22 protein-coding genes are annotated in these 18,654 nt (G+C 64.3%); 4 read left to right on the top strand and 18 right to left on the bottom strand.

What is annotated here, in order from left to right:
- Positions 1-4: 4 nt before the first annotated feature.
- Complete coding sequence (locus tag AABF56_RS30980; RefSeq protein ID WP_272809132.1) at positions 5-376, bottom strand: hypothetical protein; 372 nt, start codon at positions 374-376, stop codon at positions 5-7.
- Positions 377-618: 242 nt separating this feature from the next.
- Positions 619-888 carry a hypothetical protein gene (locus AABF56_RS30975; RefSeq protein ID WP_272809131.1) on the bottom strand — a complete coding sequence of 90 codons (270 nt, stop codon included), beginning with the start codon at positions 886-888 and terminating at the stop codon, positions 619-621.
- Positions 889-1,484: 596 nt separating this feature from the next.
- Here AABF56_RS30975 and AABF56_RS30970 point away from each other — a divergent pair.
- Positions 1,485-1,823: a WGR domain-containing protein gene (locus AABF56_RS30970; protein ID WP_272809130.1), complete on the top strand. Its 339-nt coding sequence runs from the start codon at positions 1,485-1,487 to the stop codon at positions 1,821-1,823.
- Between the two features lie 94 nt (positions 1,824-1,917).
- On the opposite strand, the gene AABF56_RS30965 is transcribed toward AABF56_RS30970, so the two are convergent.
- From AABF56_RS30965 to AABF56_RS30955, 3 genes are all read right to left on the bottom strand, one after another.
- Complete coding sequence (locus AABF56_RS30965; protein WP_006472601.1) at positions 1,918-2,118, bottom strand: hypothetical protein; 201 nt, start codon at positions 2,116-2,118, stop codon at positions 1,918-1,920.
- 260 nt (positions 2,119-2,378) lie between these two features.
- Positions 2,379-2,702: a DUF736 domain-containing protein gene (locus AABF56_RS30960; protein ID WP_272809129.1), complete on the bottom strand. Its 324-nt coding sequence runs from the start codon at positions 2,700-2,702 to the stop codon at positions 2,379-2,381.
- 712 nt (positions 2,703-3,414) lie between these two features.
- Positions 3,415-3,951 carry a hypothetical protein gene (locus AABF56_RS30955; protein WP_272809128.1) on the bottom strand — a complete coding sequence of 179 codons (537 nt, stop codon included), beginning with the start codon at positions 3,949-3,951 and terminating at the stop codon, positions 3,415-3,417.
- Between the two features lie 226 nt (positions 3,952-4,177).
- Between AABF56_RS30955 and AABF56_RS30950 the strand changes: the two genes are divergently transcribed.
- Entirely contained in the window at positions 4,178-4,615 is a 438-nt protein-coding gene (locus AABF56_RS30950) for a VOC family protein (protein WP_272809127.1), read from the top strand.
- 34 nt (positions 4,616-4,649) lie between these two features.
- Here the strand turns inward: AABF56_RS30950 and AABF56_RS30945 are convergent, their stop codons facing one another.
- From AABF56_RS30945 to AABF56_RS30905, 9 genes are all read right to left on the bottom strand, one after another.
- Positions 4,650-5,045, bottom strand: coding sequence for a type II toxin-antitoxin system VapC family toxin (locus tag AABF56_RS30945; RefSeq protein ID WP_272809126.1), 396 nt, complete (start codon positions 5,043-5,045; stop codon positions 4,650-4,652).
- A complete protein-coding gene (locus AABF56_RS30940; protein WP_272809125.1) occupies positions 5,042-5,308 on the bottom strand; it encodes a type II toxin-antitoxin system Phd/YefM family antitoxin in 267 nt (88 codons plus the stop codon). The genes AABF56_RS30945 and AABF56_RS30940 overlap by 4 nt, the downstream gene beginning before the upstream one ends.
- Positions 5,309-5,393: 85 nt before the next feature.
- A complete protein-coding gene (locus AABF56_RS30935) occupies positions 5,394-6,335 on the bottom strand; it encodes a DUF2493 domain-containing protein (RefSeq protein WP_272809124.1) in 942 nt (313 codons plus the stop codon).
- A 323-nt stretch (positions 6,336-6,658) separates the two neighbouring features.
- The gene (locus tag AABF56_RS30930; RefSeq protein ID WP_272809123.1) at positions 6,659-7,693 is read right to left on the bottom strand and encodes a DUF7146 domain-containing protein; all 1,035 of its coding nucleotides are present in this window, start codon (positions 7,691-7,693) and stop codon (positions 6,659-6,661) included.
- A 12-nt stretch (positions 7,694-7,705) separates the two neighbouring features.
- Positions 7,706-12,142, bottom strand: a complete 4,437-nt coding sequence (locus tag AABF56_RS30925; protein ID WP_272809122.1) for a strawberry notch-like NTP hydrolase domain-containing protein — start codon at positions 12,140-12,142, stop codon at positions 7,706-7,708.
- Positions 12,143-12,259: 117 nt separating this feature from the next.
- A complete protein-coding gene (locus AABF56_RS30920) occupies positions 12,260-12,571 on the bottom strand; it encodes a hypothetical protein (protein ID WP_272809121.1) in 312 nt (103 codons plus the stop codon).
- 97 nt (positions 12,572-12,668) lie between these two features.
- Complete coding sequence (locus AABF56_RS30915) at positions 12,669-13,073, bottom strand: hypothetical protein (protein ID WP_272809120.1); 405 nt, start codon at positions 13,071-13,073, stop codon at positions 12,669-12,671.
- Positions 13,057-13,371, bottom strand: coding sequence for a DUF6117 family protein (locus AABF56_RS30910; RefSeq protein ID WP_272809119.1), 315 nt, complete (start codon positions 13,369-13,371; stop codon positions 13,057-13,059). Before AABF56_RS30910 ends, AABF56_RS30915 begins: the two co-directional genes overlap by 17 nt.
- Positions 13,372-13,435: 64 nt before the next feature.
- Positions 13,436-13,636 carry a hypothetical protein gene (locus AABF56_RS30905; RefSeq protein ID WP_272809118.1) on the bottom strand — a complete coding sequence of 67 codons (201 nt, stop codon included), beginning with the start codon at positions 13,634-13,636 and terminating at the stop codon, positions 13,436-13,438.
- A 289-nt stretch (positions 13,637-13,925) separates the two neighbouring features.
- Between AABF56_RS30905 and AABF56_RS30900 the strand changes: the two genes are divergently transcribed.
- Positions 13,926-15,116 (top strand): DUF1173 domain-containing protein, encoded by a 1,191-nt coding sequence (locus AABF56_RS30900; RefSeq protein ID WP_272809117.1) that lies wholly within the window; start codon positions 13,926-13,928, stop codon positions 15,114-15,116.
- Positions 15,117-15,206: 90 nt separating this feature from the next.
- A complete protein-coding gene (locus AABF56_RS30895; RefSeq protein WP_272809116.1) occupies positions 15,207-15,416 on the top strand; it encodes a hypothetical protein in 210 nt (69 codons plus the stop codon).
- Positions 15,417-15,421: 5 nt separating this feature from the next.
- Here the strand turns inward: AABF56_RS30895 and AABF56_RS30890 are convergent, their stop codons facing one another.
- The 4 genes from AABF56_RS30890 to AABF56_RS30875 all read right to left on the bottom strand — a co-directional run bounded on the left by AABF56_RS30890 (position 15,422) and on the right by AABF56_RS30875 (position 18,622).
- Entirely contained in the window at positions 15,422-16,399 is a 978-nt protein-coding gene (locus tag AABF56_RS30890; RefSeq protein ID WP_272809115.1) for a hypothetical protein, read from the bottom strand.
- Between the two features lie 74 nt (positions 16,400-16,473).
- Positions 16,474-17,664, bottom strand: coding sequence for a DUF932 domain-containing protein (locus AABF56_RS30885; RefSeq protein ID WP_272809114.1), 1,191 nt, complete (start codon positions 17,662-17,664; stop codon positions 16,474-16,476).
- Positions 17,665-17,762: 98 nt separating this feature from the next.
- Positions 17,763-18,176: an antirestriction protein gene (locus AABF56_RS30880; protein ID WP_272809113.1), complete on the bottom strand. Its 414-nt coding sequence runs from the start codon at positions 18,174-18,176 to the stop codon at positions 17,763-17,765.
- Positions 18,176-18,622 (bottom strand): hypothetical protein, encoded by a 447-nt coding sequence (locus AABF56_RS30875; RefSeq protein ID WP_272809112.1) that lies wholly within the window; start codon positions 18,620-18,622, stop codon positions 18,176-18,178. The genes AABF56_RS30880 and AABF56_RS30875 overlap by 1 nt, the downstream gene beginning before the upstream one ends.
- Positions 18,623-18,654: the final 32 nt, after the last annotated feature.

Below are 18,654 nucleotides of genomic sequence, written 5' to 3'. Positions count from 1 at the left end.
GCTGTCAGCGCCAATCGGGACGGCGATACCGGTCGGCGGGGTCTTCCGTGCCTGATGGTGCGATCAAGTCGACGAACTTCGAATAGCCCATGGAGATGCCGACGAAGCCGGCGGCCATCAGGAGGAAAACCCAGAAGGGCATCCCATTGGCGGCTTCGGGTTTCACGAAGGCCACGAACGCGACCAAGGGCATGATGACGCCGCCGAGCATGAGAACGTTGACGACCGGCCGAAACAGGCAAAGCAGGAAGTAGACGAAATGCCAGACGGAAAGGAGGATGCCGCGGACGATGCCTGTCGCGAGGGCAGCAACCGCCCGCGCGACATGCCGCAGCAGCCGGGAAAGCGGGTTCCGCTTATCCGGTCGTCCGTTCATTTTGACAATGGCTCGTTCTTCGATCACTGCGACACCACCTTGTTCTGGAGGGGTGCGCCGTTGTCGCCAGACGGCGCATACTCTCGGATTTGAGCGAGTCTAGGCTCGGCGGTTGACCGGGGCAAGCACAGATCGATGAAGTGGACGACATTCATGGAGCTGCCAATCGGAGAGACCGCCAAGGGATAATCATCTCAGGCCAAGAAAATGAAGGGAGGCGCAAGCGCCTCCCTCCTTATGGTTCAGACGCGCGCGGCGACGAACTCGATGCCCGTCTGCCGACGGATGCGGTCGAGAATATCGCCGAGGTCGCCCAACTGCTCGGAGGGAATGACGGTATAGTCAAGGCCGATCCGGCAGGCTTCCCCTTCGAAAACGACCTCCTCGTAGATCTCATCAAGGATCGAGATCGGGCCCCTTTCCATCCACAGATGTTCGAAGGTCGGGCAGGTGTGGTAAGTCTCATAGAGGAAATCACCGTCCTCAGTCCCCTTGCCTGCGGCGAGCCGCATTTTCGTCTCGGCTTCCTCATGAAGAGCGGCAACCGCTTTGTTGAGCTTTGCGGCGAGTGTGTCATGCAAGGCGGTCGCAAAAGCCGTCTTGCATGCGGTGCGGTTCGCGAGGACTTCGTCGCGGAAGCCTGCGATGGTCGGGACGAGCGCCTGCGCTTGAACGTCATCATGTATGTCTCATTTCGATTGACGAAAGGTGTCGACGTTGTAGCCCGGCGGGGGTCAAGGACCGCGGAACGCGGCTTGCAAGCGGATAGGCGGATTTTCTGATGTCGCCTTTCGGGGGCGGCGGCAGAAAATCCGCCTATCCGCGCCGTCCATGAGGCCCGTTGGGCTGGCATACAATTGGACGTCAGAAGAAGAGCCCCCGCGCCCGTTGGGGCGCGGTCCGTATCCGGCGATCAGCCGGCGGGGAGCGTGAGGGGAAGCCCCTTGCGGCGAGGCGGCCGGTCGATCCGGCCGTTTCGCCCCGCGAGAGTGAGCGTCACCGGCCACGCCGGCTCGGGGAGCGACGGAACGGCGCGAGTAGGGAGCGGCCGGCCGCAGGCCGGCTCGCCCAAAGCACCCTCTATCCTGAGCCGGGAACCATCACGAAGATGAATCGGACCGTCCGGATCGATTCAAAACTGTCGTTGGACGCCGGAAGCGGCGTGGGCGATTCTACGCTTATGCTTGCCCAGCCCTATCACCTCTATGTCGAGCGCGTGGATCCGGACCGGAACATGGCGCGCTTCTATGCGCTCGCGATCGAACCCACGCTGTTCGGCACGCCACGTCTGCTGCGCCGCTGGGGGAGGATCGGTACGTCCGGTCGGACGATGGTGCATGATTTCGAAAGGGAGGAGGAGGCTGTCGCGCTGTTTCTCGACTTGCTGCGCGAGAGGCGTGCCCACGGATACCGGGTGAAGCGCATTGAGGCGCTGGCGCGCGGATGATGCTCGGCGAAGACGCGGGCGTGAGGCGCAGCCTCGGGCCGGGGCGCCGGTCGATCCGGCGGATCGGCCTCATTGTTCAAGGCAAGAGCCTCCCTCAGTGGGGAGGCTCGGCATCTTCTGCGGCGATGAGCGCGGCCAGTTCCGCGCGGGCCTGTTCCAGTTCGGCCTCGATCTGGGCGCGCTCGGCCGGGTCGCAGTGGTTCGCTTCGCGGCGCAGTTCTTCGATGTGGTTTTCGAGGGTCATCGTCATCGTCGTCATCTCCTTGTTGATGTGAAAGATGACGGTGTCGGCCATGACGGAGCGGTGTGGGTCAAAACCCGCTTTAGCGGCTCGCGCGTGGGGGAGCCGATTTTTTTGTCGAGCCGCTTCAGCGGTTCGGCGGAAAATTGGGGGTACCACGCGGTTTTGACGCGCGCCGCTTCGTCATGGCAGACTTGGCTTTCTGAGCAGACAGACCTTCCTCTCGTGGGGCACCCTGACATGCGCGCCGCTTCGCGATCGTGGCTGGAAGCACGCGAGGAAGCCGGCCCCTTGCGGGGCCGGTTCGGCTCGGCTCACTCCGGGTTGTTCCAGAGGAGCACCTTCCTGCCGTCTTCGCCGCCCGGTGCGGGGGCGAGGTTCCCGAAGATGACGCCGATCTCGGGGGCTTCCATCCGGATCGAGACGTATTCTGCCCCGCTGCGCGGCGAGACCCGGTTCCAGCCCGCGCCGATCTCGAACCCGGTGCGCTTGTTGATGACGCGGTAGTCCGGGGCGTCCTCGCGGGACTTGTGGGCGTTGGGGAGGACGGCGATCGGGGCATTGACGCGGAGCGTGGCGAAGACGCCTTCCATCGAGCCATCGGCCTTGGTGGTGAGGTTTGCGATCGTGGATGCCATGGTAGTTCTCCTTCGGTTCCATCGGGACCGTTCCCGATGTCGGCAAAGGAGAGGGCTGACCTGCTGCGGTCAGCTCGGCGGAAAATTTTGCAAAATTCGATTTGCCGCCAAAGCGGACAAACCGAAATCGAATTTTGCAAAAATTTCTGTCGAGTCTTACCCCTTCAGGGGTTGGCCGCAAAAGCAGGCAGTCCTCTACAAAGTCGGCATCAATGGGAACGGACCAGGTGGAACCGGAGGCGATGCGTGCCCTGGCGTCCCGGCTTGCAGCCTCTGCGCCAGCGCCTGCGGCGGCTCGTGGATGCACCTCTGCCTATCGGTCTGCCTGCCATTGCCTTCGCCGCCCTTGCCGCTCGACCACTCCTCGATGGCACTTCGGGGTGCCGACGTCATCGCAAGCGCCCGGCGTTCGATGGCGCGGGCTGGGACCGGGCTGAGGCGTGCAGCGGGTCCGATATGCCGTGTCCCGATCCGGATGGAGGTCTTCGGATCCGGCGTTATCTTCCGCATCGGTCCTGGCCGTCGCACCGGGCGGCGAAGACGGCAAGAAGACGATCTTTCTTCGCACGACGCCGGAGGGGCCGAGCGGACTGGCCGCGCCAGGGGCCGGCTTCGTTGCGGGCGGCGGGAAGCCACGAGGATCGTCGCGGCAAACGTCAGCGTGCAGTCGGCCGGCGGCCGCGGCAGGCACGACGCCCGCCGACCAGGCGCTTCATGACCCGTTGGCGAGGATGCGCTCGTCGTCCGTCATGCGAGCATCGACCTGCTGCAGGACGTCCTGGCCAGCACCGCGCAGCATTTCGTGCCAATCGGGAAGGCTTCGGAGCGTGAGCTGTATGCTGCGGCTCGTGTCGTAGACGACGCAGGGCGCGCCGACTGCCGCAAGGCGCAGCATGTTGAGGCATGTTCCGGGTGAAGCGCCATCCCAGATCATCAGCCCATAGTCGGCGCGCCGCGCCATCTCCCGGTCCTTTTCGGCATGAAAGGCGTAGCCCTGCGCGCCACCCGGCGCGGGCCGGTGATAGGCTAGCCAATCGCCGAGATTGTTGCGCGGCTCGCTCCCGGCATGGAAGACGCCGACATGCTCATAGCCATAGCCGGCGAGCAGCGTCTGCGCCTCCGCGTCAGCGCCGGGTGCATCGCCCACCAGCACGCCATGTTCGGCGGCGATCATCGCGCCGATGCGCGCTATCGCCGGTTCCGGCAGCTCGAATATGTCGCGTGATCCGCCTACAAATATCATCGCCATGGTCGCTCTCCTTTTCTACCAACAGACCTTCCCCCTCCCAGCCTGACTCTCCCCTCTCCGAGCGATAGGATCGTCTCCGAAAACGAGCCGGCGAAGCCGGCTCGGGGAGCGCCGGAACGGCGCCAGCAGGGAGCGGTTGACCTCGACCCCCGCGGCCCGCGCCTCGCGGGTCGTTGGCTGGGCCGGCACCACCATGTAGGCTGAGATGACACCAGGGGAGGTCGTGATGGCGCTGAAGAGAATGGACAATGTGGGAATCGTCGTCGAGGATCTCGACGGGGCGGTCGAATTCTTTCGCGCGCTCGGCCTCGATCTCGAAGGCCGGACCATGATCGAAGGCGAATGGGCCGGACGGGTGACAGGCCTCGGCGATCAGCACGTCGAGATCGCGATGATGCGTACACCGGACGGTCACAGCCGGCTTGAACTGTCCCGCTTTCTGAGGCCAGCTATTGTCGCGGACCATCAGACCGCCCCAGTCAACGCACTCGGCTATCTCCGCGCCATGTTCACCGTCGACGACCTCCACGAGACGCTTGAAAAGCTTCGGGTCTATGGCGCGGAGCTGGTCGGCGACGTCGTGGACTACAAGGACGTCTATCGCCTCTGCTATATCCGCGGTCCCGAAGGCCTACTCATCGGGCTCGCCCAGGAACTGGGCTGAGCCCTTCGACCACGCGCGCCGGACGTGGGGACGGTCAGGCGGTAGAGTCCGAGCACGTCATGAACGGAACGCCATAAAGCGGCACGTTTTGATCTTCCGAAACGAAATGCGCATCCTCGGCTAGCGCCTGCGCCATGAGAAGGTGATCGAACGGATCGCGGTGGTGAACCGGCAAGCCGGACAGCGCGATCAAATGGGCATCCGCGATATCGAGGCGTTGGAACCCCTGATCCGGGAGGATGCCAAGGATCTCTTCGATATCCGCATCAAGCTTACCAATGCGCAGCTTCACGGTGATCTCCCATAGGGAAACCGCGCTGACAAGAACGTCGTTCGCAGGATCGCCGATCAGGCCGCGTGCTCGGGCTCCCAGCTTCTCGTCGTCATTCAACCACCACAGCAGAGCATGGGTATCGAGCAGAAGCCTCACGCGCCGTCTTCCATCGCCTTCAGGACGTCCGCAGGCAGAGCGTCGAAATCATCGGCAAGCTTGATCTTGCCGCGCAAGGCGCCCGGCTTGCGGACTGCGACATCGGACGACGGCGGCCCGATCTCCGCAACGACCTTGTGATGGGAGGTCAGGACAAAGCGTTGCCCTTCCTCGACCTGACGCAGGAAGGATGTCAGGTTGCCGCGAAACTCCCGCACGCCGACGCGGCGGGGGGAAGATATGTTGGGTCGAGGTTCAGCCATTGCGTCGCTCCATTTCCGAGGAAATGTGTACACAATTCCTCGGAAATGCAAGGCTTGAGATCAATCGCGTGAGGAAAACGACGCTTCACGCGCCGTCTCCTTTCAATTCCCAGACGGTGATGCCGAAGCGGCGGGCCTTGTCGCGAAGGTTCTCGGTGATGCCGGAGCCGGGGAAGATGATGACGCCGGCCGGCATCACGGAAAGCATCTCGTCGTTGCGGCGGAACGGGGCGGCCTTCGCGTGCTTGCCCCAATTCGGCTTGAAGGCGATCTGCGTCACGCCGCGGGCTTCGGCCCAGCAGGCCGCGATGCGTTCAGAGCCCTTCGGCGAGCCGCCATGCAGCAGCACCATGTCGGGGTGCTTGGCGAGGGCCTTGTCGAGTGCGGCCCAGATCCGGTCGTGATCGTTATAGTCCAACCCGCCGCCGAAGGCGATCTTGGTGCCGGCCGGGATCAGAACCTCGGTCTCGGCGCGGCGGCGGGCAGAGAGGAAGTCTCTGGAGTCGATCATCGCCGCGGTCATGTTCGCGTGATTGACCTTGGAGCCGGTGCGCGGCCGCCATGTCGAGCCGGTCTGCGCTTCGAAGAGGTCGGATGCATAGTCGCGCATGAATTCGAAGGCGTTGCGGCGTTCGAGGAGCGTGATGCCCTCCATGATATGGCGTTCGAGCTCGACGCTTCTGACCTCCGAGCCGTCCTGCTCCTTCTGCCCGTTCCTCTGGGCGTCCTCGTTGCGCTGCAGCTCGCGCTGGATGCGTTCGCTGGCGCGGTGGAAGAGATTGACCGTCGACCAGAGCATGTCTTCGAGATCGGGCTCCAGCCGCGTATCGCCGAGCATTTCGAACATGGCGTCGAACATCGCGGTCAGTGCGGACTGGACGACCGGCTCCTCCGGCAGGGCGCGCGGATCGGGCTCGTCCTGGAAGGGACGATAGCCGTAGACCTGCATCTCGTAGATGACCCGGTCGGTCGGAGACGATGCGTGGTGCGGTTCGGTAGCGGCGTCGATGGGAAGCAGGACGTTCATGATGGTCTCCGTCGATTGGGGCCGCGCCTCTCGCGGCCTGACGGCGATCCCTTTCCATCCGGCGGGCGGGCCGGAACCGCGGCGCACGCGCCGCGGCCCAGCGCAGCGCCGGGCCGCCGGGGACAGGTTTTTTGCTCCGCGAGGAGCGCCGGCTTCGCTGGCGCGGGGAAAAAACCGGGCCTCCGGCGGTTGGAGGACCGAACGCCTGATGGTAAGGGTCGCCTCTCGGCAGGCCCGCAGGCGCGCTCATCCGAACGCGACCGGCAGGCCCGGCCCTCCCCTCCCGCGGCCACCGCTCCGCCTCATCCCCCATCGCGGCTTCATCACGACGGCAGAAAGACTTCGACATCTTCCGGGGCAAGCTGCGCCCTGAGGCTGGCGAGCATCCGGCTCGGATCAAGCCGCAGATCGTCGTTGAAGTCGCCGAGTTCCGGGGCGAGCACGAGCGGCAGGATCCCGCGGGCCTGCGCCCGCCGGCTCAATCGCTCGATGCCGTTCCGGCCGGCGGCATCCGCGTCCGCGGCGATATAGAGGCGCACGCAACTGGGCGGCAGATCGAAGGCCGCGAGGTGATTGGCCGTCAGCGCCGCGGCCATCGGCATTCCGGGCATGACGTGCGACAGGGATAGGATGCTTTCGAGGCCTTCGCCGGCTGCCATGACAGGCACCGGACCGCAGGTGGGGAAGGCGAAGCGAACGGCATTGCCGAGCAGACCGCCAAGCGCGCGACGCGGATCGTCGACCTGTGCCTTGCCGCCACCGTCCGGGTCCAGCCAGGTGCGATGCACGCCGGTGATCGTGCCGACGGGATCGGTCACGGCTGCGATCAGCGCGGGGAAGCGGTGCGTCCGGCCCGTCACGAGATCGCGATAGTAGCAGGACGGATGATAGCGGAGCGCGGGATGCAAGGATGCGCGCAGGATGCCGCGCTGGCTCAGATAGCTGTCCGCCAAAGTCCCCGCCAATGGCTGCGTCATGCGAAAAAGGCGCTGCGCGCGCTCGTCTGCCGGCCTGTCGGCCGGCGGGTCGATTCGGGCGTCGCCCCTGCGGGACGCCGCCGGGTCGGGTTGCGGAAGGCTGAGGAACCGTCGCGCCTCGTCCGCGACGTCGCGGAAATCGACGAGCCCGCAGGTCTCGCGCACGAGATCGAGCAGGTCGCCATATTCGCCCGTCGCTCCGTCCGCCCAACGGCCCGCACGGGGGCCGGTGAGATGGACATAGAGCGATTTACCTTTGTTGTTGGCGGTATCGCCAACGATCCAGTAGTTGCCGGCCTTGCGGCCGGCGGAGAGATAGTGGCGGCAGACCGCCTCGGCATCGCGCGCGAGACGGTTCGCCAGTTCGGAGGCCGAGAGCATAACGGTCCTCCTTCAGTGCCGGCTGATGACATCGAGCAAGCGATGGCGCTGCACCAGGCGCGAAAGGATCGCGGAGCCCTCATCGGTGACTGGTATGAAGAAGCGCAGTTTCCAGGCGATCATCTCGGAAAAGAGGCCGATAGAGCGCAACCAGTCACGCATGCCATCGGTGAAGCCGGTCAATTCGACGCGGTTGTCATTCATGACCCGCACGTGGCGGACCGTCATCTCGCCGGCAAGGCTGATGACAGAGGAGCCATCGATCACCGACCGCCATGCCTGCTCCGGGTCGAGCACCTCGCTCCGGTCGATCCCGAAATTGTTGCATAGCCGGGAGAGACCGGCCGGCGCGATCACGCGTCCGACGATGCGCTCGCCACCGTCGGTTTGCAGGCGATAGACCCTGCAATAGTCCTGCGGCAGGAGTTTCCAGATCGGCAGCAGCAGGCCCGACACGACATGCAAGGTCGAGGTCGAAAACTCCGGCACGGTGGCGACCTCGGCATTCCAGGCGGCGGCGAAGATCTGTTCGTCCGCCTCTTCCCAGTTCGTCTCTTCCAGGTGCCTTGTTTCGAAGCGCAGTTCGTCCATCGGACGGATCAGCGCGACGCGCGGCTGGAGCGAGCCGTCATCGAGCATGATGGAGCGCGTCGGGGCCATGACAGCGGCGCGTTCGGACTTTCCGTTGATCATCAGTTTCGCGCGCGGATCCCGCGTCACAAGATAAAGGGCCTCCTCAAGAGGCATTGGCTGGTTGCGGTCCATGCGCTCGATTGTCAGCAAGTGCGACTGCGCGCCCGTCACCGGATGGGTGTAGACCAGCTTGCGATCCTTGAGCGTCATGCGATCGGCGGTCAGCGTCTCCAGGCCCTTGTCATAAACGGCGGCTGCAATGGCGCCTTCGATCCGCGCCGCCAGGAGTTCCTCGAAGGTCTCGAACAGGACGTTCTGCATGGCGATGGTCAGCGCTAACATCCGGTTGAGGAAGGTGTGGATCGGCGGCAGCTCATCCTTCAGCCCGCCCTCCTCGTCGCAAAGGGATAGGCCGGTGATCGACTCGAAGGTTTCCAAGGAGCAACCGGACACCTCACCGCGGTGGATCCGCTTGTAGAATTGCCTGAGCGCATCGCGGGCGTATTGGGATTCGAGATTGTCCTCGCTGCGGAACATGCCCTGCCCGCCGGTCTGGCGCTGGCCGCGGGTGATCGCGCCGAGGGTGTCGAGACGCCGGGCGATCGTCGACAGGAAGCGGCGCTCGGCCTTGACGTCGGTCGCGACCATCCGGAATTTCGGGGGCTGGGCCTGGTTGGTGCGATGGCTGCGGCCGAGGCCCTGGATCGCCACATCGGCGCGCCAGCCGGCTTCGAGCAGATTGTGCAGGCGCTGACGCTGGTTTTTTGCGCCGAGGTCGGCATGGTAGGAGCGCCCCGTCCCGCCCGCTTCCGAGAAGACCAGGATCGGCTTCCGGTCGTCCATGAAGGCGCGCGTCTCGTCGAGATTGGCGCTGCCCGGTCGGCTCTCGACAGCGAAACGCGGGAACGAGCCATCGCCATCGCGGCGAACGATGCGGCGGGAACGACCTGTGATCTCGGCGACGGTGTCCGTCCCGAAGTGCTGGACGATCTGGTCGAGCGCGGCCGGGATCGCCGGCAGGCTCCCGAGCTTTTCGAGCAACTCGTCACGGCGGGCGACGGCTTCGCGGCACAGAACCGGATTGCCGTCAGCATCATAGACGGGCCGGGAGAGGAGATTGCCCTCGTCGTCCGAATGTTCCTCGAAGAGCTGGGTCGGGAAAGAGTTCATCAGGTACTCGGCGACGATCTCTCGCGGAGTGACATCGACCTGAATGTCGTTCCATTCCTCTGTCGGGATTTCGGCGAGCCGGCGTTCGGTTATCGATTGCCCCGTCGAGATGAGCTGGACAATGGCCGCATGGCCGTCCGCGACATCCTGGTTGATCGTGCCGATCAGCGTCGGGGTCTTCATGCTGGTCAGGAGGTGATTGAAAAAACGCTGCTTCGTACTCTCGAAGGCGGAGCGCGCTGCAGCCTTGGCGTTTTTGTTAAGCGTGCCCGTCGGCGAGGTGATGCTGCAAGCCTCCAGCGCCTGATCCAGTCGATTGTGGATCACCTGATAGGCCTCGGCATAGGAATCGTAGATGCGGACCTGCTCCTCGGTCAGCGCATGTTCGAGGATCTCGTATTCGACGCCCTCGAACGACAACGAGCGAGAGGCATAGAGCCCCATGGCCTTGAGGTCGCGGGCGAGCACCTCCATGGTCGCGACGCCGCCGTCTTCGACCGCCGCGATGAACTCGCTGCGCGTGGCGAAGGGGAAGTCGGCGCTGCCCCACAGACCGAGCCGTTCGGCATAGGCAAGCGACTCGACCTCGGATGCACCAGTCGCCGAGACGTAGACGACGCGGGCATCGGGCAAGGCGCGCTGCAGGCGCAGGCCGGCGCGGCCCTGCTGCGAGCCCGCCTTGTCGCCGCGGTCGGATTTGCCTCCCGCAGCATTCGCCATGGAATGCCCCTCATCGAAGATCACGACACCGTCGAAATCGTCACCCAGCCAGTCGACGATCTGCTGGACGCGGGAGCGCTTGCCCTCACGCTCGTCGGTGCGCAGCGTGGCAAAGGTGCAGAAGAGAATGCCCTCGTCCAGCATGATCGGCTTGCCCTGTCTGAAGCGCGACAGCGGCGTGACCAGCAGCTTCTCCTGGCCGAGCGCGCTCCAGTCGCGCTGGGCGTCCTCGATCAGGGTCTCGGATTTCGAGATCCAGAGATGCCGCCGGCGGCCCTTCAGCCAGTTATCGAGGATGATGCCTGCAGCCTGCCGGCCTTTGCCCGCACCGGTCCCGTCGCCGAGAAACCATCCCCGGCGATATCGCACCGCGCCTTCGGTGTCCGGGCTGACGGCTGTGAGATTGTCGAAGGAGGCGTCGACCTTCCAATGACCGGCGAGGTGGCCCGAATGCGCCTCGCCGGCATAGATCACGCTTTCGAGCTGGGCGTCCGAAAGATCGCCGGTGGTGATCACGTTCCTGGGGAGATGGGGCCGATAGCTGGGCTTCGGCGGGGCGACCGACGCCATGGCGACAGACTCGACCAGCTTGTCAGGATGCGGCTTGGCCTCCGGAATGCGGATCGCTCGCAGCTCATAGGGCTCGTAGATGCCATCGGCTGCATCCACCCGGCTCGACGGCGCCGCGTCGCGCAGCTCGTAGGCGAGTTCGATGATCTCTTTCTTGGCTGGCGTGGGGGCCAAGGACACCCGGTTCGGTGCGCGGGGAGAGATCGCCGGATGTGGCTGCATCCCGGCGACCGCAGCGGGGCGCAGGGTTTCGGCGGCCTTACGCGCTGCCATTTTCGCGGCGCAGGCGCGGAATATGCCGTTGGACAGCGCGCCGATGGAGTTCGGCGCGGTCGACGGCGAGCGCGGCGGCAGGCCCGAGATCCAGGATAGCAACGTGGTGAGGTCTGGTGCGACACCCATGCTCGTCACCAGCTTGGTCGGATCGGCGGCAGCAATCTTGTCGATGACGGTTAGCCGCGTTTCCATCGTCGTGCCATGCCGGGCAAAGACGCTGCCTGCGATCGCTGCGCTAAACACGACCGTGCCGCGCTCCTGCAAGCGAATGAAGGCATCACGCCATTTGGGATTGTCGGGAGAAAGGCTGGAGCCGGTGATGGCAACCAGGCGGCCGCCGGGCGCGAGACGCGCGAAAGCCGAGGTGAGATGCCGCCACGCTGCATCGGCCATGCGGCCCTCGACATGCACACCGGCCGAGAACGGCGGGTTCATCAGCACGACGGTGGGACGCGCGACCCGATCAAGATAGTCGTCGAGATGGGCAGCGTCGTGGTGCGTGACCGGCGTTCCGGGAAACAGATATTCGAGGAGGGAGTGGCGGACCGGCGCATACTCGTTGAGAACGAGGCGCGCGTGGGCGAGTTCGCCGAAGATCGCCATGAGGCCGGTCCCGGCGGACGGCTCGAGCAGGACGTCGCCCGCCATGATCGAGGCGGCCCGCGCCGCGACATAGGCGAGTTCGACGGGCGTGGAAAACTGCTGGAGCCTCTGGGTTTCCTCGGACCGGCGCGTGTGCGTCGGGTTGAGCGCCGCGAGCCTGGTCAGGATGGAAAGCGCCGCCTCGGGCATGTTCGTCCGGGCGGAAATGGCTGAGCCGAATTTGCGAAGGAACAGCACCTGGGCGACTTCGGTCGCCTCGTAGGCATCCTTCCACGACCAGTATCCCTCGGCGTCCGAACCGCCGGATTCAGTGGTCAGGACGGCGCGCAGGTGGGCCGATGTGATGGACTGGCCAGCTTCGAGAAGCGGCAGGAGCGCACCCCCGGCTGCAAAGATGTTGCTGGCGCGGCTGCGTTGTTCGGGCATGCGGGGCTTACTGGCAAACGGGTTCATGGCGAAGGAGGACCGAGCGTTCATGGGAAACCTCATCGAGAGCGGGAAAGAGCCGGCCGCCGGGCGCTCTCCAAGCCCGCCAGGCCACCCCTTTCCGGCCCCTCTCTCCCTCTGGGCGGCAGAGGCGACGGCGCCCGGCCTTCAGCCGGGCGCGAGCTTGAGGTTTCCGAACGCCGCGACGCCGGCGACCGAGACCTCGTGGAGCACAGCCTTGCCGCCGGCGGCGATCCACGCTGCGGCTTCGCCGGCGGACAGTTGTTGGACGTGGACGAAGTTTCGTTCGGCGCAGAGGCGCTGACGATCGAAGGCGTCACGATCCTCGAAGGCGTAGAGCGTGTCGCCCGGTCCGTCCCAATAGACGATGGCGAAACACACCGGCACGACGACTTTCGAACGAAAGTCCAGGAAGACCGGGTTGGCGATTGGCGGGCAGGCAAGGACAGACAGGCTCATGTTGCTCTCCGGAAATGTGGAAAGGCCCGGTGCTCTTGCGAGCACCGGGCCTGGATGGGAAAAGACGGCAGGACGGGCGGGCATTCGCCCGCAATAATCAGGGCCGGGCGGCCGCCATCGGCTCTACGAAGGCCTCGTCGCTGTTGGCTCCGAGCAGCTTCAAAATGCGGCCGTGGACGGCGACGCACTCGTTGATCCAGTTGCGATCGAGCTTCGTGTGCCGGCCGAGGCGGTCGGCCGGCACATAGACGACCGTGAAATGCGGATACTCGCGGCCGTCAGCGGCGCGATGGACAACCGGCCCCTCGACGGCGATGACGATTCCACGCGAACCGTAGGAGGTCCGTACCGCCATGCCTGGTCGCACGAGCGCCGGGACATCAGGAGCACCCGGCGGCGTCACCCGATAGCGGCCGGGATCGTGCCCGCCGAGATCGGCCGAATAGAGGGAATGGGCGAGATGCCGTGGTGCGACCGGTCGCGATTTACGTCGGGTTTCCATGGCCGCCTTCCTTATTGTCGGCAGCCGTCGAGGTCTCGACCGCATTCGCGTCGCTCCCGCTTAGAAATCGACCGGCATTGCCCGGGTCCGGAGGAAGGTAGGCGTCGTACGGATTGCCGCCCGCGAGGTGACCAAACGGCGTGAACACATAGTCGCCATCGTCGCGCCCGACCGCGCAGAGAACGAAACGGGTTTCGTCGGTGCGGGCATCGAGGCACTCCATGAGCGCGAGATTGCCGTCCTGGGCGGCGCGAAGCAGCGTCCGGAAATTGACTCGAACATATTCGGGTATCGCCATGGTCTCCTCCTGAAGCGAAAGCCCGGCTGTCGCCGGGCGATGGGATGGAAAGGATTGAGGTGGTTCAAAACCGGAAGGCGTTGGCGAGGTCGCGCTGGTCGGCGCGGTACTCAGCGAGCATCGAGCGATAAAAGCGCTTGCGCGCGGCGCGGAAGGCTGGATCCTGCCGCATCTGACGGTCGAATTGGAAGGCAGCGGCGCGGACGACGTGGCGCCAGCCGGCGTCGGCCCGGATGCGCAGGCGTCTATAGAGAAGGTCATTCATCTGGGGGTTCCTCGGAGCGCGGGGAGGAAGCCCAATCCGATCTGCGCTCTCTCCAAGATCAGCCGGGCCGATCGGCCCGCAGCCCACCTCCTCCCCGCCGCCGCTGGCACCACCCTCCCCGCTTCGGCATTTCCGATTTCCGTCGCGCGTGACGGGAAGGGTTGGATTGCAACGATCCCTTCCCATCGGCCCAGAATGGATCGGCCGGCACGGCACTTTTACTCGCTAGTTTTAGATAGTAAAAACTGGCATCGCGATGTAGGTTCGACCGGAACAAGGGAGAGCGACGGTGCGGAAATTCATCATTGGCGAGCAGACTTTCGATGAATCCTCGCCGGAGCTTCGAGCAGTTCTATCGGATGCCTACGAGCAGCGGATGCGGCCTCTGTGCATGTGCAAGGACCCGGCGGTCGCCATGTATATCGCGCGGCTGGATGATCAGTTCGTGGTCAAACGGATGCCCCTATCAGGGCGCGAGCATGATCCGGCCTGCCCTTCCTACGAGCCGCCTTATGAGCTCTCCGGTCTCGGGCCCTTGATCGGAAGCGCTATCCAGATCGATGCCAGCGGCAGGGCCGAGTTGAAGCTGGATTTCTCGTTGACGAAACGCGGGCCTCGGGCAGCGCCTGCCGCGCCGACGGAAGCATCCGAGCCGGGCATCCGCAGCGAACCCCGGAAACTGTCGCTGAAGGCGATGCTCCACTATCTCTGGGAGGCGGGCGAATTGACCGAGTGGCGGTCGGCCTGGGCTGGGCGGCGGGGGTGGGGGCGAGTTCGCTCCAGCCTTCTCAATGCCGCCGCGCAGATGTCCGCACGAGGCGGCCCCTTGAGCGAGATACTCTATGTGCCGGAGGTGTTTCAGGCGGACGACAGGGATGGCATTGCCACTAGGCGCGCGGTCGCGCTGAAGGGTGTGCACGCGGCGGGAGGGGGACCGCGCAAGCTGATGATGATCGTCGCCGAGGTGAAGGAGTTCTCCCCGGCCCGCGAGGGCCAGAAGATCGTCGTGCGGCATATGCCCTTCCCGCTGATGGTAGAAGACGGCGCATGGCGAAGGCTGGCGACCCGCTATGAGACCGAGCTCGAACTGTGGCGGTCGAGCGAGGCGTTCCATCTGATCGTCATCGCCACCTTCGGGATTTCCACCGCGGGCATCGCATCGGTGGAAGAGGTCGCGTTGATGGTGGTCAATGAGCACTGGCTGCCCTTCGAGGACATTCATGACCTGCGACTTCTGGAGAAGCTCGGGCATCTGAAGCGGAAGATCGTCAAGGGGCTGCGTTTCAACCTGCCACGCGGCGCGCCGATCGTTTCGGTGACCCTTCCGGAACAGAAGCCGGACCCCGTCGCGATGTTCATCGTCCCACCCACGGCCGATGAGGAATACGATCGCGCCCTCGCCGACATGATCGAAACGCGACCGGAGATTACCCCCTGGATCTGGCGGGTGGCGGACGGAGAGATCCCGCGGCTTCCGTAATACGGGATATCGCGCCATGGGCCGTTGACAGGTTCCGACGAATAACAACACCTGCCGCGCAGATATCCATAGCCTGTTCAGCGGAGCATCATGAAGTCTCAGAAGAAGCCGTTCGTCGTCGAATTCAAGAACCGGCGTCGCCTCTCCCGGAAAGAAACGTCGATCTGGGGGCGTGTCGATCTGAAAGGCGCCGGTGACGAGTTTGCGGCAGAGGAGACTGCCACGGAAGCTGCCGCCGGTATCGACATCCGCCTTCCCGAGACCCCGCCGGTACAGGACGCTGCCGAGATCGGCGCCTGACCAGGTCATCGACCGGCGTTCGAAGCAGATAGAGCAGCGGCCGCAACATCCTGTCGCCGAAGCCTGACCGCCGCCATCACACTCTCGAGGAAGTCCTCCGGTTCGCCCTCACGATGGGGTCCGCCCTGCGACCACCGCATCGTTCCCACGACCGCGGGAACGAAGTCGAAATCGAAGGTGAAGCCGCCGTCGTCAAGCACACCGGAAAGGGCGGCGTAGGCATCCTGCACGAGAGTCACGATCTCCAGGGCGCACAAGCGCATGGCCTGCCAACCGGTTGCGTCCCACAGCTTCGACATCTGATCGATGCCATCGGGAACAGCACGTCCGTCCTCGCGCAGGCCTCGGAAATACAGCATGGCTTCCCAGATGCAGAGTGCCGCCTCGGCCTCCCCGACCGTGAGCAGACGATGTCCGTCAGACGCTGGCGTCCGAAGTGATGAAGCAGGCAATGGGCCTGCGAGCGACAGACCGCGATCCTGCAATCGGAAACGGGCCAGGATATCCTCGCTGGTGGCGTGATGAATGGCCGTGGCGGTGATCAGCGATACGCTGGCACCGTAGGTCTCGAGACGCTGCGACCGGTGGTTCATCCATTGGATCACCGTGACCTCCGACAGGGTCGGCGACCGCGAGACGATATCCTGGACGATGAACGGCCACGGAAACGCGCCGAGATCGATATCGACAGCTGCGTCCATGTCGAGCGGACCCGACGGCGCCGGCAGAAGCGCAAGAACGCGGCTTGCGATGAAAGTGTTGAGCGCGCTCTCCGCCTGCGGCGCCGATGCTCGGAACGCTTCAAGCAGCAGCTTGCGCTTGACGCTGATGGGATTGTTCGGACCGACATCGGTGAAGAGGACAAGGCCGGCGTCGGTCTCGCTGCATTCGAGCACATGCGTCAGAACAAGCTTTTCCAGCGGCGTGATGTCGGCGAACGGGATTGGAGGGTGAGTATAGATCTGGGTTTCGAGCTTGGTCATGGGATTGCCTTTCGGTGAATACGAAAAACCCGGCGCCATGGCCGGGTTGGTCGGCGACTGTCGGATGGAGGGGTTCAGGCTGCGCTTTCGAGCAGTCTGCGCGCCTTGCCTTCGAGTTCGAGCCGCGTGTCCTGGTGAGCTTTCCCGCGCGCCAATGCGGTGATCCCCTGCACGAAATCGAAGATGGACTCCGGTGGCCGTCCCTCTTCCGACAGCACCGTCTCGATGATCTTGCCGGTCTCGGCCTTCGAGAACCCGCGCTTGCGCAGGAAATCGGAACGGTCCTCCTCGTTGCGAGCGACGACCCGCTCCCGCGCGGCACGGATACCCGCGATGAACGGCGCGGGCGACGAATTCGCAAAATTCGCCAGCGCCGGGGCCGCCTCATGCGCGAAACGCTGGGCAGCAAACTTCGAGTGCCGGATGGTGATTTCCTGGAAATCTTCCGTGCCCCACAGATTGCGATTGGCGCAGACCGCTCGTAGGTAGAAGCTTGCAATTCCAAGCGTTTTCGAGCCGACTTCGGAGTTCCAGGCATAAAACCCGCGGAAATAGACGTCCGGCTCACCGTTGGGGAGGCGACCGGCCTCGATCGGATGGGTATCGTCGACGAGGAACAGGAAAACGTCCCTATCGCTGGCATAGAGCGTCGTCGTATCCTTGGTGATGTCGACGAACGGGTTGTGGGTCATGGTCGACCAGTCCAGTACGCCAGGCACCTTCCACATCGTGTCGCCGACGCCATCACCGGCGATGCTCATCACCGCGGCGACAAGGTCCTTGTCCCAGATGCGGCCGTATTCGGGACCGGTCACCGCCCGAAGCTCGACACGCCCGTCATCCATCTCCAGCGTTTTGACCATCTCGGCGCTGTGGTTGAGAAGGCCGTGCTGGAGATTGATCGCCGCCAGCGGCGCAGGTAGCTGGCGCAGGTAGCTCGCCGGCGCGCCTACCAGGCTACAAAGCTGCCCATAGCTCCAATGCGTCGGCGCCAGCGGCACGCGGCTGCCGGGAAGGACAAGCGAAAGGCGCTCGGCATTGCCGCGGGTCGCTTCTACACGGATATCCGCGCTTTCGACGGTGCGAACGCGGGCGCGCTCGGCCCGATCGCTGACAGCACGATGAAGATCCGACAGCGAGAGGTAGCGCTCGTCATCGGGGCGCGAGAACCATTCTGACGATACTCGGCCGATGCGCTCGCCGCGGGAGATGTCGACCTTGAAGCCGGTGGATACAGGGGATGGTCTGGCGATCATGGTGTTCATGTTGATTGCTCCTGAAACGAAAGGGCCCGGCCGGCGCTATCGCGCCAACCGGGCCGGTGTGATGGAAGGGGAAGGAGATCAGGCGACGGTGAGGCCGCTTAGTCGATCGCCTGGAAAATCTCCGAGGCCTCAAGGTGATCCGCCGAATAGGCGTAGAGGCGCTCATAGCCTTCTACGAGTCGTTCGGTCTCGAACTTGAATGACAGGTGGGAGAAGGCGAACATCGTCGCGATAATGCCGGCGGCCTCGGCGGAGACCTCGCCCTGGAAGCATGTGACATCACCGGTAATCCGGAACCGCGTCTTGGATTTCGGCGCGAGGAAAAGCGGTTTGCCCTGGTGCTCAAAGAAATCCCAGGAACCCCCACGATAATCGAGCGGGCTAAGCCTCTCCATCCAGGCATAGACAGCAGTCTCCGCGACGATCAGGTGCGAACGACCGAAAAGGGTGGGCAGAAAATTCTGACGGGCGTTGTCAGCAACGATCACGGCGCGACGAGTACGGTTCACCATTACGCCATCCTCCCTTCCACCAAGGCGGCCGCGACCTCGTCTGCGGTCACTTCCTCGAAGACGGGATCGGGATAGCGATCTCCCTCGACCATGGCCCAATGCTCTGCCTCGACGCGGCTGCGTGCGAGATAGACAAGCTCAGCGTCGTGACCCGGTCGGTCGAAGACCCGAACGGAGCCAATCGGCGGCCGTTCAACGATCGTGAACCGAAGCGGATAGTCGATTTGGAAGGTGTAGAAATCGCCTTTCAGGATGGTTATTGCTGGGCACAGTCCCGGATCTCCGCTGCCGCGCTCGCCCTGCGTTTTGACCAAGCGGCCGCGATTGTTGTGGAATAGCCACTCAGAGTGCAGGGTGGAGGTGCGTTTTGGCGGACACCGCGTACCGTCGGTCCAGGCAATCAGGGCGCCGATTGGCGCGCGTTCGTAGATGGTCATGAACGACATGTTCGTCTCCATATCGAGAAACAGAGAGGCCC

Source organism: Shinella sp. WSC3-e (assembly GCF_945994535.1).
Lineage (GTDB): Bacteria > Pseudomonadota > Alphaproteobacteria > Rhizobiales > Rhizobiaceae > Shinella > Shinella yambaruensis.
Note: the sequence above shows the minus strand (reverse complement) of the source record. Positions and strands in the feature narration are given on the sequence as shown.

What these genes read in the sequence shown, in the direction of transcription:
- AABF56_RS30965 (WP_006472601.1), bottom strand. Translation starts at nt 2,118, where the DNA reads ATGGCCGACACCGTCATCTTTCACATCAACAAGGAGATGACGACGATG.
- AABF56_RS30895 (WP_272809116.1), top strand. Translation starts at nt 15,207, where the DNA reads ATGAAGTCTCAGAAGAAGCCGTTCGTCGTCGAATTCAAGAACCGGCGT.
- AABF56_RS30980 (WP_272809132.1), bottom strand. Translation starts at nt 376, where the DNA reads ATGAACGGACGACCGGATAAGCGGAACCCGCTTTCCCGGCTGCTGCGG.
- AABF56_RS30925 (WP_272809122.1), bottom strand. Translation starts at nt 12,142, where the DNA reads ATGAACGCTCGGTCCTCCTTCGCCATGAACCCGTTTGCCAGTAAGCCC.
- AABF56_RS30940 (WP_272809125.1), bottom strand. Translation starts at nt 5,308, where the DNA reads ATGGCTGAACCTCGACCCAACATATCTTCCCCCCGCCGCGTCGGCGTG.
- AABF56_RS30880 (WP_272809113.1), bottom strand. Translation starts at nt 18,176, where the DNA reads ATGGTGAACCGTACTCGTCGCGCCGTGATCGTTGCTGACAACGCCCGT.
- AABF56_RS30885 (WP_272809114.1), bottom strand. Translation starts at nt 17,664, where the DNA reads ATGAACACCATGATCGCCAGACCATCCCCTGTATCCACCGGCTTCAAG.
- AABF56_RS30875 (WP_272809112.1), bottom strand. Translation starts at nt 18,622, where the DNA reads ATGTCGTTCATGACCATCTACGAACGCGCGCCAATCGGCGCCCTGATT.
- AABF56_RS30920 (WP_272809121.1), bottom strand. Translation starts at nt 12,571, where the DNA reads ATGAGCCTGTCTGTCCTTGCCTGCCCGCCAATCGCCAACCCGGTCTTC.
- AABF56_RS30955 (WP_272809128.1), bottom strand. Translation starts at nt 3,951, where the DNA reads ATGGCGATGATATTTGTAGGCGGATCACGCGACATATTCGAGCTGCCG.
- AABF56_RS30975 (WP_272809131.1), bottom strand. Translation starts at nt 888, where the DNA reads ATGCGGCTCGCCGCAGGCAAGGGGACTGAGGACGGTGATTTCCTCTAT.
- AABF56_RS30950 (WP_272809127.1), top strand. Translation starts at nt 4,178, where the DNA reads ATGGCGCTGAAGAGAATGGACAATGTGGGAATCGTCGTCGAGGATCTC.
- AABF56_RS30930 (WP_272809123.1), bottom strand. Translation starts at nt 7,693, where the DNA reads ATGCTCTCGGCCTCCGAACTGGCGAACCGTCTCGCGCGCGATGCCGAG.
- AABF56_RS30915 (WP_272809120.1), bottom strand. Translation starts at nt 13,073, where the DNA reads ATGGAAACCCGACGTAAATCGCGACCGGTCGCACCACGGCATCTCGCC.
- AABF56_RS30910 (WP_272809119.1), bottom strand. Translation starts at nt 13,371, where the DNA reads ATGGCGATACCCGAATATGTTCGAGTCAATTTCCGGACGCTGCTTCGC.
- AABF56_RS30970 (WP_272809130.1), top strand. Translation starts at nt 1,485, where the DNA reads ATGAATCGGACCGTCCGGATCGATTCAAAACTGTCGTTGGACGCCGGA.
- AABF56_RS30890 (WP_272809115.1), bottom strand. Translation starts at nt 16,399, where the DNA reads ATGACCAAGCTCGAAACCCAGATCTATACTCACCCTCCAATCCCGTTC.
- AABF56_RS30905 (WP_272809118.1), bottom strand. Translation starts at nt 13,636, where the DNA reads ATGAATGACCTTCTCTATAGACGCCTGCGCATCCGGGCCGACGCCGGC.
- AABF56_RS30960 (WP_272809129.1), bottom strand. Translation starts at nt 2,702, where the DNA reads ATGGCATCCACGATCGCAAACCTCACCACCAAGGCCGATGGCTCGATG.
- AABF56_RS30935 (WP_272809124.1), bottom strand. Translation starts at nt 6,335, where the DNA reads ATGAACGTCCTGCTTCCCATCGACGCCGCTACCGAACCGCACCACGCA.